Source organism: Streptococcus mitis, from assembly GCF_946188695.1.
Lineage (GTDB): Bacteria > Bacillota > Bacilli > Lactobacillales > Streptococcaceae > Streptococcus > Streptococcus mitis_DF.
The window spans coordinates 50,637-67,032 of sequence record NZ_CAMHWI010000001.1 but is presented as its reverse complement, the minus strand read 5'-3'; the positions used below and the strand labels follow the sequence as shown (position 1 = coordinate 67,032).

At 40.4% G+C, this 16,396-nt stretch carries 19 protein-coding genes, 1 tRNA gene and 1 riboswitch; of the genes, 9 read left to right on the top strand and 11 right to left on the bottom strand.

The genetic code is table 11. The features are described from left to right. Position 1: 1 nt before the first annotated feature. From N8L33_RS00260 to N8L33_RS00235, 6 genes are all read right to left on the bottom strand, one after another. Complete coding sequence (locus N8L33_RS00260; RefSeq protein WP_000653417.1) at positions 2-643, bottom strand: redox-sensing transcriptional repressor Rex; 642 nt, start codon at positions 641-643, stop codon at positions 2-4. Between the two features lie 88 nt (positions 644-731). Next, the gene (locus N8L33_RS00255; RefSeq protein ID WP_004254203.1) at positions 732-941 is read right to left on the bottom strand and encodes a DUF4649 family protein; all 210 of its coding nucleotides are present in this window, start codon (positions 939-941) and stop codon (positions 732-734) included. A gap of 7 nt (positions 942-948) precedes the next feature. After that, positions 949-1,296, bottom strand: a complete 348-nt coding sequence (locus N8L33_RS00250; RefSeq protein ID WP_000863540.1) for a DUF1831 domain-containing protein — start codon at positions 1,294-1,296, stop codon at positions 949-951. A gap of 4 nt (positions 1,297-1,300) precedes the next feature. Then, on the bottom strand, positions 1,301-2,416 hold the full coding sequence (locus tag N8L33_RS00245) for a cysteine desulfurase family protein (RefSeq protein WP_000639650.1): 1,116 nt from the start codon (positions 2,414-2,416) through the stop codon (positions 1,301-1,303). A 9-nt stretch (positions 2,417-2,425) separates the two neighbouring features. Further along, positions 2,426-3,385, bottom strand: coding sequence for a ribose-phosphate diphosphokinase (locus tag N8L33_RS00240; RefSeq protein WP_001283823.1), 960 nt, complete (start codon positions 3,383-3,385; stop codon positions 2,426-2,428). Between the two features lie 111 nt (positions 3,386-3,496). Then, a complete protein-coding gene (locus tag N8L33_RS00235; RefSeq protein ID WP_261057980.1) occupies positions 3,497-4,066 on the bottom strand; it encodes a CYTH domain-containing protein in 570 nt (189 codons plus the stop codon). A gap of 128 nt (positions 4,067-4,194) precedes the next feature. On the opposite strand from N8L33_RS00235, the gene yjbM reads away from it, so the two are divergent. The 4 genes from yjbM to pta are packed head-to-tail and all read left to right on the top strand — an operon-like array spanning position 4,195 to position 7,579. Then, positions 4,195-4,866 carry a GTP diphosphokinase gene (gene yjbM, locus N8L33_RS00230; protein WP_261057979.1) on the top strand — a complete coding sequence of 224 codons (672 nt, stop codon included), beginning with the start codon at positions 4,195-4,197 and terminating at the stop codon, positions 4,864-4,866. Then, positions 4,850-5,668, top strand: coding sequence for an NAD kinase (locus tag N8L33_RS00225; RefSeq protein WP_033677288.1), 819 nt, complete (start codon positions 4,850-4,852; stop codon positions 5,666-5,668). Before yjbM ends, N8L33_RS00225 begins: the two co-directional genes overlap by 17 nt. Then, complete coding sequence (locus N8L33_RS00220) at positions 5,665-6,561, top strand: RluA family pseudouridine synthase (RefSeq protein WP_261057978.1); 897 nt, start codon at positions 5,665-5,667, stop codon at positions 6,559-6,561. Before N8L33_RS00225 ends, N8L33_RS00220 begins: the two co-directional genes overlap by 4 nt. Before the next feature lie 43 nt (positions 6,562-6,604). Beyond that, positions 6,605-7,579, top strand: a complete 975-nt coding sequence (pta, locus tag N8L33_RS00215) for a phosphate acetyltransferase (RefSeq protein WP_000451580.1) — start codon at positions 6,605-6,607, stop codon at positions 7,577-7,579. Between the two features lie 140 nt (positions 7,580-7,719). On the opposite strand, the gene pepT is transcribed toward pta, so the two are convergent. Then, positions 7,720-8,943, bottom strand: a complete 1,224-nt coding sequence (gene pepT / locus N8L33_RS00210) for a peptidase T (protein WP_261057977.1) — start codon at positions 8,941-8,943, stop codon at positions 7,720-7,722. A gap of 153 nt (positions 8,944-9,096) precedes the next feature. Between pepT and hemH the strand changes: the two genes are divergently transcribed. Continuing rightward, positions 9,097-10,191 carry a ferrochelatase gene (gene hemH / locus N8L33_RS00205; RefSeq protein ID WP_261057976.1) on the top strand — a complete coding sequence of 365 codons (1,095 nt, stop codon included), beginning with the start codon at positions 9,097-9,099 and terminating at the stop codon, positions 10,189-10,191. 41 nt (positions 10,192-10,232) lie between these two features. Here the strand turns inward: hemH and mscL are convergent, their stop codons facing one another. Further along, positions 10,233-10,613 carry a large conductance mechanosensitive channel protein MscL gene (gene mscL, locus N8L33_RS00200; RefSeq protein ID WP_049544643.1) on the bottom strand — a complete coding sequence of 127 codons (381 nt, stop codon included), beginning with the start codon at positions 10,611-10,613 and terminating at the stop codon, positions 10,233-10,235. Between the two features lie 81 nt (positions 10,614-10,694). After that, a complete protein-coding gene (locus tag N8L33_RS00195; RefSeq protein ID WP_261057975.1) occupies positions 10,695-11,126 on the bottom strand; it encodes a GtrA family protein in 432 nt (143 codons plus the stop codon). A gap of 28 nt (positions 11,127-11,154) precedes the next feature. Next, positions 11,155-11,251: riboswitch (PreQ1 riboswitch) on the top strand. Between N8L33_RS00195 and N8L33_RS00190 the strand changes: the two genes are divergently transcribed. From N8L33_RS00190 to dapA, 4 genes are all read left to right on the top strand, one after another. Then, the gene (locus N8L33_RS00190; protein ID WP_049532600.1) at positions 11,249-11,758 is read left to right on the top strand and encodes a QueT transporter family protein; all 510 of its coding nucleotides are present in this window, start codon (positions 11,249-11,251) and stop codon (positions 11,756-11,758) included. It overlaps the preceding riboswitch by 3 nt. 99 nt (positions 11,759-11,857) lie before the next feature. Continuing rightward, a tRNA-Thr gene (locus N8L33_RS00185) sits at positions 11,858-11,930 on the top strand. 572 nt (positions 11,931-12,502) lie between these two features. Next, entirely contained in the window at positions 12,503-13,579 is a 1,077-nt protein-coding gene (locus N8L33_RS00180) for an aspartate-semialdehyde dehydrogenase (protein WP_000542464.1), read from the top strand. Positions 13,580-13,634: 55 nt separating this feature from the next. Then, positions 13,635-14,570, top strand: coding sequence for a 4-hydroxy-tetrahydrodipicolinate synthase (dapA, locus tag N8L33_RS00175; RefSeq protein WP_000121606.1), 936 nt, complete (start codon positions 13,635-13,637; stop codon positions 14,568-14,570). A 44-nt stretch (positions 14,571-14,614) separates the two neighbouring features. On the opposite strand, the gene mnmE is transcribed toward dapA, so the two are convergent. Together mnmE and N8L33_RS00165 are read right to left on the bottom strand one after the other, a co-directional pair. After that, positions 14,615-15,988: a tRNA uridine-5-carboxymethylaminomethyl(34) synthesis GTPase MnmE gene (mnmE, locus tag N8L33_RS00170; protein ID WP_261057974.1), complete on the bottom strand. Its 1,374-nt coding sequence runs from the start codon at positions 15,986-15,988 to the stop codon at positions 14,615-14,617. A 135-nt stretch (positions 15,989-16,123) separates the two neighbouring features. Continuing rightward, positions 16,124-16,306 carry a 4-oxalocrotonate tautomerase gene (locus tag N8L33_RS00165; RefSeq protein WP_001117395.1) on the bottom strand — a complete coding sequence of 61 codons (183 nt, stop codon included), beginning with the start codon at positions 16,304-16,306 and terminating at the stop codon, positions 16,124-16,126. Positions 16,307-16,396: the final 90 nt, after the last annotated feature.

Below are 16,396 nucleotides of genomic sequence, written 5' to 3'. Positions count from 1 at the left end.
TCTAATCCTCTTTTCGCATGAAATAGAGGAGGGTTTGGAGTTCACTTGTCAAATCGACATACTGAACGACCACATCTTTTGGTAAATGCAGATGGACTGGTGAAAAACTGAGAATTCCTTTCACGCCAGCATCAACCAAGAGATTGGCAACCTCTTGTGATTTAACGCTAGGAACGGTCAGGATAGCAGTCTTCACATCAGCATCCTTGATTTTATCCTTGATTTGAGAAATCCCGTAAATAGGAATTCCATCAGGAGTTTGGGTTCCGACTTCGGGATGGTCATCTAGGTCAAAAGCCATGATAATCTTCATCTTGTTACGCTCGTGGAAGCGGTAGTGGAGAAGGGCATGGCCCATATTTCCAATACCAACCAGCATGACATTGGTAATAGAGTTATCATTGAGCAAATCGGCAAAAAATGTCATCAGTTTTTTGACATCATAGCCAAATCCACGCCGACCTAGTTCACCAAAATAGGAAAAATCACGACGTACGGTCGCTGAATCAATCCCAATGGCCTCTGCAATTTGCTTAGAGTTGGCACGTTCAATCTTTTCTGCATGAAATCTCTTAAAAATTCGATAGTAGAGAGAGAGTCTTTTTGCTGTAGCTTTTGGAATAGCAGACTGTTTATCTTTCACAAAATCACAACCTTTCTATTCTTCTATTTTATAGAAACATTGTGAAAAAATCAACAAAAACAAGAAAAAACTAAGAAAAATCTTAGTTTTAATGTAAAAAATCTGCATGTGATAGAAAACGGTAGAGGTCTCCGACCAGACCTTGGTAAACTTCCTGGCCCTTAAAAGTCAAAGAAGTCACATAAAGTGTATCTGGTAGGGTCACACATCCTGACAGAGCCAGCATGAGAGCCTCATAATCTTCATACTTGAGAGTCCGCTCTACATGATAGTTATCCTTATAGGTCAGTTCAAACATTTTGGCTCTATCTTTCTGATTTTGTAAAGACACCACGTTCTACCAAGCTATCCATGAGGAAGTAGAATTTTTCCTGATGAATGTGGTGGTCTTCTGATTTGAAAATATCAACTAGACGAAGGCCAAACTTGTCAGTGATATTGATTTTAGCCCCTGTAAGTTCCTTGTTAATAATGATTTTGAGTTGGAAGCCTTCACCGCTGTTTGGCACTTTTTCCAAAAGGCGAGTCAATTCATAGTTACCAACCTTTGTCTCAAAAAAAGTGTTGTCTTTGAGGGTGAATTTTTTAACAGAAGGGCTAAGAGTGTAGTCGTAACGACAATTTTTTAACTGAATGGTTTTTTCAAATGCCATATGGCTAACCTCCGATAATTTCTTTTAAGGTTTTTGCGAGGGTTTGTAGGTCTTCAACAGTATTTTCTGGCGACAAACTGATACGAACGGATTCCTTCAAGCGTTCTGAATTTGCCCCATACATAGCTTCAAGAACATGGCTGGATTGAACAATGCCTGCCGTACAGGCTGAGCCAGTAGAGATTGAAATTCCAGCCAAATCTAGACGAAGGAGTAAGAGATCATTTTTCTGGCCAGGAAATCCAATATTGAGAACATAAGGGAGATGATGTTCTCCTCTATTCAAGTAATATTGAATGTCCTCTAGCTCTGCCAGAAAGGCAGTTTCTAAATTTTGTACATGTTGAAAATGTTCTTCTTGTTTTTCTAGGTCTTCTTTTAGGGCTGCAACCATAGCCACTATGGCAGCTAGATTTTCAGTCCCTGCACGTTTTTTCTGTTCTTGGTCTCCGCCATGGAGATAGGAATCAAAGTCCATGCCAGATGCGTAGAGAAAGCCGATTCCCTTAGGACCATGGAATTTATGGGCAGAAGCGGTGAGAAAATCAATGCCCAATTCTTCTGGGTGTATAGGGATTTTTCCGATTGCCTGAACTGCATCGACATGATAGGCAGCAGGGTGTTGCTTGAGTATTTGGCCAATTTCAGCAATGGGCAGTAGGTTTCCTGTCTCATTATTGGCAAACATGGTTGAAACCAAAATCGTATCGCCACGTAAAGCTTTTTGAATTTGTTGGGCTGTGATTTCTTGATTTTCTGGCTGGATAATGGTTGCTTCAAAACCGAAGTGTTGAACCAAGTAATCAATGGTTTCAAGGACGGCATGGTGCTCAATGGCAGTTGTGATGATATGTTTTCCTTGTTCTTGATGACGAAGGCAGTACCCAATGATAGCAGTATTGTTGCCTTCAGTCCCACCAGAAGTGAAAAAGATATGTTGAGGTTTTGTCCCTAGTAACTGAGCTAGTTCCTGACGGGCTTCTCGCAAGAGTTTGCCAGCTTGACGACCATGACCATGAATACTAGAAGGGTTTCCATGGGTTTCTTGCATCACCTTGGTCATAGCTGAAATAGCAACTGCTGACATAGGAGTCGTTGCAGCATTGTCCAAATAAATCAAAGAATCACCTTATTTCTTTTTGTTGTAGGCAAAGAGTGGGCTGACTGGTTTTCTTTCGTGGATACGGACGATAGCATCACCAATTAACTCACTAGCAGTGATGTAGCATACGTTTTTAGGAGTTTTTTCTTTTGTTGCTACTGAATCAGTCACAAGAATTTCTTTAATATTAGTATTGTCAAGAAGTTCAGCAGCACCTTCAACGAAGAGACCGTGGCTAGAAACAGCATAAATTTCTGTAGCCCCTTCACGTTCAACGATTTTAGCAGCTTCAGAGAAGGTACGTCCTGTATTTAAAATATCGTCAATCAAGATGGCTTTTTTACCTTCAACATCACCGATGATATAACCTTCGTTGCGAGTTGCATCGTCTTGAGGATAGTCGATAATGGCGATAGGAGCATCAAGATATTCAGCCAGGCTACGAGCACGTTTTACACCTGAATTTTTAGGGCTAACCACGACAACATCTGACCCAAGGAGCCCCTTATCGCAGTAATGTTTTGCAAATAGGGGAACTGTATAGAGGTTATCGACAGGAATATCAAAGAAACCTTGAACCTGAACAGCGTGTAAATCAAGCGTAAGGACACGGTCAACTCCAGCCTTAACCAGCATATTAGCAACTAGTTTAGCTGTAAGTGGCTCACGTGGTGAAGCAATGCGGTCTTGACGTGCATAGCCAAAATATGGAAGGACAACGTTGATACTGTGGGCACTTGCGCGCACACAAGCGTCAACCATGATCAACAATTCCATTAGGTGGTTGTTAACAGGGAAACTTGTTGATTGGATGATGTAAACATCATAACCACGGACACTTTCTTCGATATTTACTTGGATTTCTCCGTCTGAAAATTGACGTGATGATAGTTTTCCAAGTGGGACACCAACAGCTTGAGCAATTTTCTGTGCAATCTCTTGGTTAGAGTTGAGTGCGAAAAGTTTCATGTTTTTTCTATCTGACATTATAGACCGTCCTCTGTAAACTTTTTAAATCCTAGCCATATCTGCCTAGCCTATATGAACTGGGATTTTTGTATTTTATCTTTTCTATTTTACCAAAAAATAGAGATTATTTCAGCTATTTTTCATGCTTTTGACAAATCGGACCAATTTTGAGGGAGCTTTTTGATAAGTAATCTGATTTTCCTCTAAAAATTGTTGGAAATCCTGTTTGCCTTGCTCGTGATTTTCCACTTCAAGCTCTAATTCGTAATCTGTCATATCAAAGTACTGACTTTCATCCAGCGCCATGAGGCCAATAGCTGTTTGCATTTCATAGCGAAGTGTTGTTAGACAACCGAGTACCTGCCATTTCTTGCTTTGAATACCATGTTTCGCCAATTCATTAAGAACCAGCCCTTGAGGAAGTTCTTCCTTGGTTAGATAGTTTTCAGCATCTTTTAGTTGCAATTTTTGGTTGTATTCCATATTTCCAACACTTTGCGGGACTTTGAGTGTTAGTTCTGCCCAGTCTTCAAAGGTTCGAATGCGCATAGCAACTTTCTTTTCTCGCAGTTCAAAATCAAGCGTGTCCATGTAGTAATTTTTTTGAAGAACAGGAGTGACATCTGTGAACTTGTCTTTTAGATGATTGTATTCATCTTTTTTCAAGAGTGTTTTCAATTCAATTTCTAAATGTTTCATTTTTCTTACCTTTTCTTTATCGTTGAAAGCGGATTTATGGTATAATAAGCATTGTATTTATTGTATATGAATCTGGAGAAAAAATCAAAGATATTTTTGAAGGATAATATGAGAACAAGGGAGAATATATGACCATAGAATGGGAAGAATTTCTAGATCCTTACATTCAAGCTGTTGGTGAGTTAAAGATTAAACTACGTGGTATTCGTAAGCAATATCGTAAGCAAAATAAGCATTCTCCGATTGAGTTTGTGACTGGTAGAGTCAAGCCGATTGAAAGTATCAAGGAAAAAATGGTTCGTCGTGGCATTACTTATGCAACCTTGGAACACGATTTGCAGGATATTGCTGGTTTGCGTGTGATGGTCCAGTTTGTAGATGACGTCAAGGAAGTAGTGGAAATTTTGCACAAGCGTCAGGACATGCGAATTATACAGGAGCGAGATTACATTACTCATCGAAAAGCATCAGGCTACCGTTCCTATCACGTGGTAGTAGAATATACGGTTGATACTGTCAATGGTGCCAAGACCATTTTGGCGGAAATTCAAATTCGTACCTTGGCCATGAATTTCTGGGCAACGATAGAACATTCTCTCAACTACAAGTACCAAGGGGATTTCCCAGAGGAAATTAAAAAGAGACTGGAAATTACAGCCAAGATTGCCCATCAGTTGGATGAAGAAATGGGTAAAATTCGAGATGATATCCAGGAAGCCCAGGCTCTTTTTGATCCTTTGAGTAGAAAATTAAATGACGGTGTAGGAAACAGTGACGATACAGATGAAGAATACAGGTAAACGAATTGATCTGATAGCTAATAGAAAACCGCAGAGTCAAAGGGTTTTGTATGAATTGCGAGATCGTTTGAAGAGAAATCAGTTTATACTCAATGATACCAATCCGGATATTGTCATCTCCATAGGCGGGGATGGCATGCTCTTGTCGGCTTTTCATAAGTACGAAAACCAGCTTGACAAGGTACGCTTTATCGGTGTTCACACTGGACATTTGGGCTTCTATACGGACTACCGTGATTTTGAGTTGGACAAGCTAGTGACTAATTTGCAGCTAGATACCGGAGCAAGAGTCTCTTACCCTGTTCTAAATGTGAAGGTTTTTCTTGGAAATGGAGAGGTCAAGATTTTTCGTGCCCTCAACGAAGCCAGCATCCGCAGGTCTGATCGAACCATGGTGGCAGATATTGTCATCAATGGTGTTCCCTTTGAACGTTTTCGCGGAGATGGGCTAACAGTTTCGACACCGACTGGTAGTACAGCCTATAACAAGTCGCTCGGTGGAGCTGTTTTGCACCCTACCATTGAAGCTCTTCAGTTAACGGAAATTGCCAGCCTTAACAATCGTGTTTATCGTACGCTCGGTTCGTCCATTATTGTTCCTAAGAAGGATAAGATTGAACTCATTCCGACGAGAAACGATTACCATACTATTTCGGTTGACAATAGCGTCTATTCCTTCCGCAATATCGAGCGAATCGAGTATCAAATCGACCATCATAAGATTCATTTTGTCGCATCACCTAGTCATACCAGTTTCTGGAACCGCGTTAAGGACGCTTTTATCGGCGAGGTGGACGAATGAGGTTTGAATTTATCGCAGATGAACATGTCAAGGTTAAGACCTTTTTGAAAAAGCACGAGGTTTCTAAGGGACTTTTGGCCAAGATTAAGTTTCGAGGTGGAGCTATTCTAGTTAATGATCAACCGCAAAATGCAACGTATCTATTGGATCTTGGAGACCGCGTTACCATTGACATTCCCGCTGAGGAAGGCTTTGAAACTCTAGAAGCAATCGAGCGCCCGCTGGATATTCTCTATGAGGATGACCATTTTCTAGTCTTAAATAAACCCTATGGAGTGGCTTCTATTCCTAGTGTCAATCACTCCAATACCATTGCCAATTTTATCAAGGGTTACTATGTCAAGCAAAACTATGAAAATCAGCAGGTTCACATTGTGACCAGGCTTGATAGAGATACTTCTGGCTTGATGCTCTTTGCTAAGCACGGCTATGCCCATGCACGATTAGACAAGCAGTTGCAGAAAAAGTCTATTGAAAAACGCTACTTTGCTTTGGTTAAAGGTGATGGACACTTGGAGCCAGAGGGGGAAATTATTGCCCCGATTGCGCGTGATGAAGACTCCATTATCACCCGAAGAGTGGCTAAAGGTGGAAAGTATGCCCATACTTCATATAAGATTGTAGCATCTTATGGGAATATTCACTTGGTCGACATTCGCTTGCATACTGGTCGAACCCACCAAATCCGAGTCCATTTTTCTCATATTGGTTTTCCTTTGTTGGGAGATGACTTGTATGGTGGTAGCTTGGACGACGGCATTCAACGTCAGGCCCTGCATTGCCATTACCTATCCTTTTATCATCCATTTTTAGAGCAAGATTTGCAGTTAGAAAGTCCCTTGCCGGATGATTTTAGCAACCTTATTACCCAGTTATCAACTAATACTCTATAAAAACTGTTTCAGAGTATAATTATTATCTAAAAGGAGAAAACTCATGGAAGTTTTTGAAAGTCTCAAAGCCAACCTGGTTGGTAAAAATGCTCGTATCGTTCTCCCTGAAGGGGAAGAGCCTCGTATTCTTCAAGCGACTAAACGCTTGGTAAAAGAAACAGAAGTGATTCCTGTTTTGCTTGGAAATCCTGAAAAAATTAAAATTTATCTTGAAATTGAAGGGATCATGGATGGTTATGAAGTCATTGACCCTCAACATTATCCTCAATTTGAAGAAATGGTTGCTGCCTTGGTAGAGCGTCGCAAGGGCAAAATGTCTGAAGAAGATGCACGCAAGGTTTTGGTTGAAGATGTCAACTATTTTGGTGTTATGTTGGTTTACTTGGGCTTGGTTGATGGAATGGTATCTGGAGCTATTCACTCAACTGCTTCAACAGTTCGCCCAGCCCTTCAAATCATCAAAACTCGTCCAAATGTGACTCGTACTTCAGGTGCCTTCCTCATGGTTCGTGGTACGGAACGTTACCTATTTGGAGACTGTGCTATCAATATCAATCCTGATGCAGAAGCCTTGGCTGAAATTGCGATCAACTCAGCAATTACAGCTAAGATGTTTGGAATCGAGCCTAAAATTGCTATGCTAAGCTATTCTACTAAAGGTTCAGGATTTGGAGAAAGCGTTGATAAGGTTGTTGAAGCAACTAAAATTGCTCACGACTTGCGCCCTGACCTTGAAATCGATGGTGAGTTGCAATTTGATGCGGCCTTTGTTCCAGAAACTGCAGCTCTGAAAGCTCCTGGAAGTACAGTAGCTGGTCAAGCAAATGTCTTCATCTTCCCAGGTATCGAGGCAGGAAATATCGGCTACAAGATGGCCGAACGTCTTGGTGGCTTTGCGGCCGTAGGACCTGTTTTACAAGGTTTGAATAAGCCAGTTAACGACCTTTCTCGTGGATGTAATGCAGATGATGTGTACAAGTTGACTCTTATCACAGCAGCTCAAGCAGTTCATCAATAAAGAGAAGTGCTACTAAATAATTCGCATTTATAATCAAAAAACGCACAGTATCAGGAGCCAAAAACCTTGATACTATGCGTTTTATTGTGTGAAGATTTACTTCATTTTCTCTTAAAATTGAGTTTTTGCCCAGCCTATTTTTAGTCTTTATAAGCTACGATACCAATGATGGTATCAAGTGCACGTTCCATAGTCTGAAGGCTAACGTATTCAAAACGTCCGTGCATATTCTCGCCACCAGCAAAGATATTAGGAGTTGGGATTCCCATAAAGGAAATCTTAGAGCCGTCTGTCCCTCCACGGATTGGTTCGATAATAGGAGTGATTCCCAGATCTTCCATAACGGCTTTAGCAATGGTAATTGGAGTCATATCTTTTTCAATGACTTCTTTCATATTGTAGTACTGATCTGTCAAGTTTAGGGTGACACGGTCGCTCCCAAGTCCTTGATTCATCTTATCAGTGATAGACTGCATAGCTGCTTTACGCGCTTCAAAGGCATCTTTTTCAAAATCACGAATGATGTAGCTTGCACTCGCCTCCTCTACACTACCAGTCACATCCATAAGATGATAGAAACCTTGGTAACCTTCTGTTAACTCAGGTCGGTCATTCTCTGGAAGTTGATTATGAAAATCAATTGCTAGCTGAAGGGCGTTGACCATCTGACCTTTGGCAGTACCAGGGTGGACATTGCGTCCTTGGAAATGCAATTCAGCACCAGCTGCTGAAAAGGTCTCGTACTGAAGTTCACCTAGTGGGCCCCCATCAACTGTGTAGGCAAAATCAACATCAAAATCTTCTGCATCAAATTTATTTGCACCAACACCGATTTCTTCATCTGGACCAAAGCCAACACGAATCTCACAGTGCTTGATTTCAGGGTGAGCAGTCAGATATTCAATGGCAGTCATAATCTCAGCAATTCCTGACTTGTCATCAGCTCCTAGCAAGGTTGTTCCATCGGTTGTGATGAGCGTTTGTCCTGGATATTTCTCAAGACTCTTGAAGTCGGCTGGATCTAGTTTAAAACCAGAATTTCCTAGTTCAATCACGCCCCCATCGTAGTTGTCAATTACCTGTGGATTGACTCCTTCGGCATTAAAATCAGCAGTATCCATGTGGGAAATGAAACCAATCTTACGTGTTAAAGATGAATCATTGGCTGGCAAGGTACCAATCGCAAAACCATTTGGAAGGTAGTAGACGTTTTGCAGTCCGACACGTTTCATTTCAGGGATTAGGACATTGGTTGCGAAATCAACCTGACTCTGTGTACTTGGAGTAGTAGTAGAGTGTTCATCAGAGCGCGTGTTGACCTTAACGTAGGTCAAGAAGCGGTCCAAGAGATTGGGGTAAGTCATAAAAAACTCCTTTTGAATTCATTTTTTCCATTGTATCATAGAAAGAAGAGAAAAACAAAAGACAGAAGTTAGGGAAATTCACTATGTTGGCGTTTACTTATTAATGGATAAATGATAAAATAAACTTGATAAAAATATCACAAGGAAGCAGTTATGAAAAAAGCAATTTTAATGATGACATTCGGTTCGCCAGAAGAGATTACCTTTGAAGGTGTGGCTGATTTTTTCACAAATATTCGTCGTGGAGTGAGACCTCAAGACCACGAGATTCAAACACTCTATGATAATTATGTACTTATTGGAGGTACGCCTCTGCAAAAAATTACCCGAGAAGAGGTTGCCTTGGTAGAAGCTAGGCTGGGGAATGAGTATAGTGTTTATTTTGCTAATAAGTTTTCTAGACCCTTTATCCCAGATGTGATTGGTCAGATGGAAGCAGACGGCATTGAACAGTGTATTTGCTTGATTTTGGAGCCCCATTATTCTTTCTACTCTGTCATGGGTTATGAGAAATTTTTAGAAAGCAAACAAATTCAATTTTTGGTCATTAAGGACTGGTATCAGGAAGAAGCGCTCTTAAACTATTGGGCAGATGAAATTGCTAAGATTTTAAAAGAAGAAGTAAAGCAAGAGAGCTTTAAAGTCATCTTTTCAGCCCACAGTGTCCCCATTTTTGCCTTGGATTTTGGTGACCCATATATCGACCAAATTTTTGAAAATAGCAAGCTAGTCGCTGAAAAACTAGGTTTGAGTTCTGAGCAATATACTAATACTTGGCAGAGTGAAAGTGATATCGGGATTCCATGGATTAAGCCAGATGTTTTGGAGTATCTCAGAGAACAGAAAGAACATCCAGACCATTATATTTTTGTTCCTATCAGCTTCATTAGCGAGCATATTGAAGTCTTGTTTGACAATGATGTGGAATGTTATGACTTATGTCAGGAATTTGGTGTAAACTACCATCGTCCACCAATGCCAAATACAGATTCTCGTTTGATTGATGCCTTGGTTAATACCGTCAGAGCTAATGAGGACAAAGAATTTAAGGAATTTCTCCCAGAAGAAGAAACCTTTGATGAATTAGTTCCTTCAGATGAGACGAAAAACATTTTGGCCGAATCTGAAGATTTACAAATGCCAGAATTTGTGAAAAAACTGATTGAGAAAAAAGGTCGTGAAAATGTTAAGATGCCTTATTTGATCAAGAAAATGCTTGAGAAAGCAGGCAAGTTACCGAAAGAGTAAAGAAAAAAGGATTTAGCTTTGTGCTAGATCCTTTTAAATGATTATTTTTTCTCAAGAAGAGCTTTGATTTCTTGAAGTACTTCCAACTCAGTTGGAGCAGCTGGAGCTTCCTCAGCAGCCTCTTCTTTCTTAGTAAGGCTTTGAGCTTTTTCGATACCTTTGATAACAAAGAAGAGAACAGTACCGATAACTAGGAAGTTGATAACAGCGCTCAAGAATTTACCATATGTAACACCATTCCAAGCAAGCTCAGCGATGTTTTGTACTTTCGCAGCTTCCAAGGCTGGATTCAAAATAAGTGGAGTGATGATATCGTTAACAAGTGATGTAACGATTGCACCAAAAGCAGAGGCAATGATCACACCGACAGCAAGGTCAACAACATTACCACGAAGCAAAAATGCTTTAAGATCTTTTAACATTTTCATAATTTCCTTTCAAAAAAGTTTACACTTCATTATATATTAATTAAGAAAAGCTTGCAAGATATATGCTCAGAAATTTTATTTTTTAAAAATAAAAACCTTACTAAAAATGTAATTAAGGATAATTATCAACAATTGTGCAAGAACTGTTTCGATTGTATTGATTTTGTTAAGATTCCCGTTTACGAACTGACCAATAATATTAGGAAATCTAGTCACAAACAGAAAAGTAAAGAGCAAGTCTAATAGAAAGGTAGAAAGGCGGGCAAGAAAAAATTTCACTAAACGGCTTGGCCAATTCTGCCTAGCTTGCTTAAATACAATCCTATCATTTGTGCTAAAGGCAAATAGGATACCAATTATATTTGCCAAGGTCGTAGCAAGGAGTTCCTGATGACTTATTTGATAAATGACCAATCGCGAGAGAATCGAAACTAAAGTTGTTGCAAGGCCAAAGAAGAGATAGGCTAAGATTTCATTGTTAAAAAATTTTTGAATAGGAATTTTCATGGTTTAAGTATAGCATAAAGCAGGCTATTGTGCTATACTGGTAAGGTTGAATAAAGCAACCCTTGGTGCTTAGCTTCTTTCACCAAGCATATTACACGCGGGCAACCGCTAAAGGAGAAAAGATGAAAAAATTAACTATTCGTGATGTTGCAGACATTGCAATCGTTGCTGCTATCTATGTCGTTTTAACTGTCACACCACCTCTAAATGCCATTAGCTATGGTGCTTATCAGTTCCGTATTTCAGAAATGATGAACTTTATGGCTTTTTACAATCCTAAGTACATCATCGGAGTTACCATCGGTTGTATGATTGCTAATTTCTTTAGCTTCGGACTGCTAGATGTCTTTGTTGGTGGTGGATCAACCCTAGTATTCCTCAGTCTAGGTGTTTGGCTTTTTGCAAAATACAGCAAAGATTACCTCTTTAATGGATTAATTCGAAAAGATCATTTCTTTTTTTCAATCCTCTTTTCAATTTCCATGTTTACTATCGCTGCAGAGTTAAATATTGTAGCAGAATTACCATTTTTCCTTACTTGGTTTACAACAGGAGTTGGTGAATTTGCCTCATTGATTATTGGAGCGATTATTATTGGTAAAATTGGTCGTCGAATTGATTTAAGCAAATAGAAGAAGATAAGCTAGGTAGCTCTTACCTGGCTTTTTCTTTAGGAAAATTTCTTAGGAAACTTGACAAGATTTTCTAACTGTAGTATACTTTTTAAGTAAGCTGATTTAGCTCAGTTGGCAGAGCGCATCCATGGTAAGGATGAGGTCGCCGGTTCAATCCCGGCAATTAGCATTAAATAGACAGAAAAAACCTTTATTTACAAGGTTTTTTGTTATGTCTGCCTCAAATTTTTCAAAGATATTTCTTATGTATCTGTGTAAATAAAACTAATACTCAATGAAAATCAAAGAGCAAACTAGGAAGCTAGCCGCAGGTTGATCAAAACACTGTTTTGAGGTTGTAGATAAGACTGACGAAGTCAGCTCAAAACATGTTTTTGAGGTTGTAGAGTCAGTAACCATACATACGGTAAAGCGACGCTGACGAAGTTTGAAGAGATTTTCGAAGAGTATAAAGAGTTTCGTCTGTTGACAAAAGTCATTCTCTTTAGTAGAATAGTAGATGCGATGAGTCGATAGGTAGTCTTCGGACTACTATTGAGCATAAGGAGGTCATAACGCAGGAGCGGACCTTGATGAGTTGTGTGAACCTGCTCATCACATGAAGATGCCTCTTAGTCCCTGGTCTAGCGACTGGGGATTTTTATTTTCCAAAAAATGATGAAAAAGCTTTGCAATTCATGGAAAAAGTAGTATAATACATCTATTATAGAAATTTTTAGAAAATTCCGAAAGAGGTTATGTATGGGATATACAGTTGCTGTAGTCGGCGCGACAGGTGCTGTCGGTGCTCAGATGATAAAAATGTTGGAAGAATCAACACTTCCAATCGATAAAATCCGTTTACTTGCTTCTGCACGTTCAGCGGGCAAGACTTTGAAATTTAAAGATCAAGATATTACGATTGAAGAAACGACTGAAACTGCTTTTGAGGGAGTTGATATTGCTCTCTTTTCAGCAGGTGGTTCTACATCAGCAAAGTATGCACCATACGCAGTGAAAGCTGGAGCGGTAGTAGTAGATAATACATCTTACTTCCGTCAAAATCCAGACGTTCCATTGGTTGTTCCAGAGGTTAATGCTCATGCACTTGATGCCCACAACGGTATCATTGCCTGCCCTAACTGTTCAACAATTCAAATGATGGTGGCCCTTGAACCCGTTCGTCAAAAATGGGGCTTGGATCGTATCATTGTTTCAACTTACCAAGCAGTTTCAGGTGCTGGTATGGGAGCAATTCTTGAGACACAACGTGAACTTCGTGAAGTGTTGAATGATGGTGTAACTCCACGTGATTTGCATGCGGAAATCTTGCCTTCAGGCGGTGACAAGAAACATTATCCTATCGCCTTCAATGCTCTTCCACAAATTGATGTCTTCACTGACAATGATTACACTTACGAAGAGATGAAGATGACTAAGGAAACTAAGAAAATCATGGAAGATGACAGCATTGCAGTATCTGCAACATGTGTGCGTATTCCAGTCTTGTCAGCTCACTCTGAGTCAGTTTATATCGAAACAAAAGAAGTGGCTCCAATTGAAGAAGTGAAAGCAGCTATCGCAGCCTTCCCAGGTGCTGTTCTTGAGGATGATGTAGCTCATCAAATTTATCCTCAAGCTATCAATGCAGTGGGTTCACGTGATACCTTTGTTGGTCGTATCCGTAAAGACTTGGATGCTGAAAAAGGAATCCACATGTGGGTTGTTTCAGATAACCTTCTCAAAGGTGCTGCTTGGAACTCAGTTCAGATTGCTGAAACTTTGCACGAACGTGGCTTGGTTCGTCCAACAGCTGAATTGAAATTTGAATTAAAATAGTCATATCGTTTAGGAGTTCAGATGAACTCCTTCTTTGAAATAGAGAGGTGTTTTCATGTCTTATCAAGATTTAAAAGAGTGTAAAATCATCACAGCCTTTATTACCCCCTTCCACGAGGATGGTTCCATCAACTTTGATGCCATTCCAGCCTTGATTGAGCATTTGTTGGCGCATCATACAGACGGAATTCTCCTTGCAGGGACGACAGCTGAGAGTCCAACTTTGACTCACGATGAAGAGTTGGAACTCTTTGCGGCTGTACAAAAGATTGTCAATGGACGCGTTCCTTTGATTGCGGGTGTGGGTACCAATGATACGCGTGACTCTATCGAGTTTGTCAAAGAAGTAGCGGAATTTGGTGGTTTCGCAGCTGGGCTTGCTATTGTTCCTTACTACAACAAACCTTCTCAAGAAGGGATGTATCAGCATTTTAAAGCCATTGCAGATGCTTCTGACCTACCAATTATTATCTATAATATTCCAGGTCGTGTGGTTGTCGAATTGACTCCAGAAACCATGCTTCGTTTGGCTGACCATCCAAATATTATTGGTGTCAAAGAATGTACTAGCTTGGCTAATATGGCTTACTTGATTGAGCATAAGCCAGAAGAGTTCTTGATTTATACTGGTGAGGATGGAGATGCTTTCCATGCCATGAACCTTGGTGCGGATGGGGTTATTTCTGTTGCCTCTCATACAAATGGGGATGAAATGCACGAGATGTTTACTGCCATTGCAGAAAGCGATATGAAGAAAGCTGCAGCTATTCAGCGCAAGTTCATTCCTAAGGTTAATGCCCTCTTCTCATATCCAAGTCCTGCTCCTGTCAAGGCCGTTCTGAACTATATGGGATTTGAAGCTGGTCCAACTCGTCTACCTCTTGTTCCAGCACCAGAAGAAGATGCTAAACGCATTATCAAGGTTGTCGTAGATGGCGACTACGAAGCGACCAAGGCAACCGTAACAGGTGTCCTTAGACCAGATTACTAATAAAGACAATAAAATCCATGACCGAATGAACGATCATGGATTTCTTATTTTCCTAAACAGAATTGGCTAAAGAGTTGGGTGATGAGTTCATCTGGAGCAGCATCTCCAGTGATTTCTCCGAGGATTTCCCAAGTACGAGTCAAGTCAACTTGAAGCAAGTCAACTGGCATACCTAGTTCCAGCCCTTCATTAACAGCTTGCAAACTTTCAACAGCCTTCTCAATCAAGGAAATATGACGGGCGTTGGACAAGTAGGTTGCATCTTGCTCGACTAGACCAGCATTTTCAAAGAAGAGGTTGTTGATTCGCTCTTCAATCTTATCGATGTTTTGGTTTTTAAGGACTGAAATACGAATAACGTCTTCAGGTAGTTCCGAAGTTTCAATCGCTTCAGGCAGGTCGGTTTTATTAAGAAGAATAATACGGTTTGTATCTTGGCTAATCTCAAGAAGTTGTTGGTCTTGGGCGGTTAGTGGTTCACTGGCATTTAGCACTAGAAGAACTAAGTCGGCTTCCTTAAGAGCTTTTTTCGAACGCTCAACTCCAATTTGTTCAACGATATCATCCGTTTCACGAATACCAGCTGTGTCAATCAATTTTAGGGGAACACCATTGATGTTGACGTATTCTTCGATGACATCACGGGTTGTACCAGCGATATCTGTAACGATAGCCTTGTCCTCACGCAAGAGGTTGTTGAGGAGGCTGGATTTTCCAACGTTAGGACGACCGATGATAGCAGTGGAAATTCCTTCACGGAGGATTTTGCCGCGACGGGCTGTCCTAAGGAGATTAGTTAGCAATTGCTCAAACTCCATAGTCTTCTCACGGACAACAGCAGTAGTGGCTTCCTCAACATCGTCATACTCAGGATAGTCGATATTGACCTCAACTTGGGCAAGTGTATTGAGGATTTCTTGACGGGTATTATTGATAAGATCAGAAAGGGAACCATCTAATTGTTTGACCGCAATGTTCATGGCCTTGTCAGTCTTTGCACGGATGATGTCCATCACTGCTTCAGCCTGTGTCAAATCTACGCGACCGTTTAAAAAGGCACGTTTGGTAAATTCACCAGGTTCTGCTAACCGAGCTCCTTCACGGATAGCTAGTTGGAGAATTTCATTGGTCACGGCAATCCCGCCGTGAGTGTTAATCTCGATAATATCCTCACGAGTGAAGGTTTTTGGAGACTTCATAGCTCCCACCATGACCTCGTCCATGACTTTACCAGTCAGAGGGTCAACGATGTGACCGTAGTTGAGAGTGTGGCTAGCAACCTTGCTCAAGTCTTTTCCTTTGAAAATCTTTTGCACAATAGCAAAACTGTCTGTTCCGCTCAGGCGGACAATACCAATAGCCCCTTCACCTAGTGGAGTAGAGATAGCAGCGATGGTATCAAATTCACGTGTAATCATAATGTTTCCTTTAATAAATAGCTCTTTCCTTGGAATATTCCAAGTCTCTTTTCAAATTGTAACAAATTTGAACTATTTCTTCAATGGATGCTACTTGGAGATTGAAAAAGCCTAAGCAATTCTGCTTAAGCTAGCTTATTTGGTGCGCATTTCCCCTTGTGGGAAGTAAGTTCCTTCTGGCATGTCGTTGATGATGACATGGACAGCAGATTGAGGTGCTCCAGTGTTGCGAACAACAGCTTCTGTTATTTCCTTAGCAAGAGCCTTCTTTTGCTCGAGCGTGCGTCCTTCAAATAAATCGATGCGTACAAATGGCATAATAGCTTCCTCCACTAGTTTTTGATTTCTTCTATTTTACCACATTTTGCCGTTTAAAGCTTAAGAAAATTATGATATACTAGAATGTAG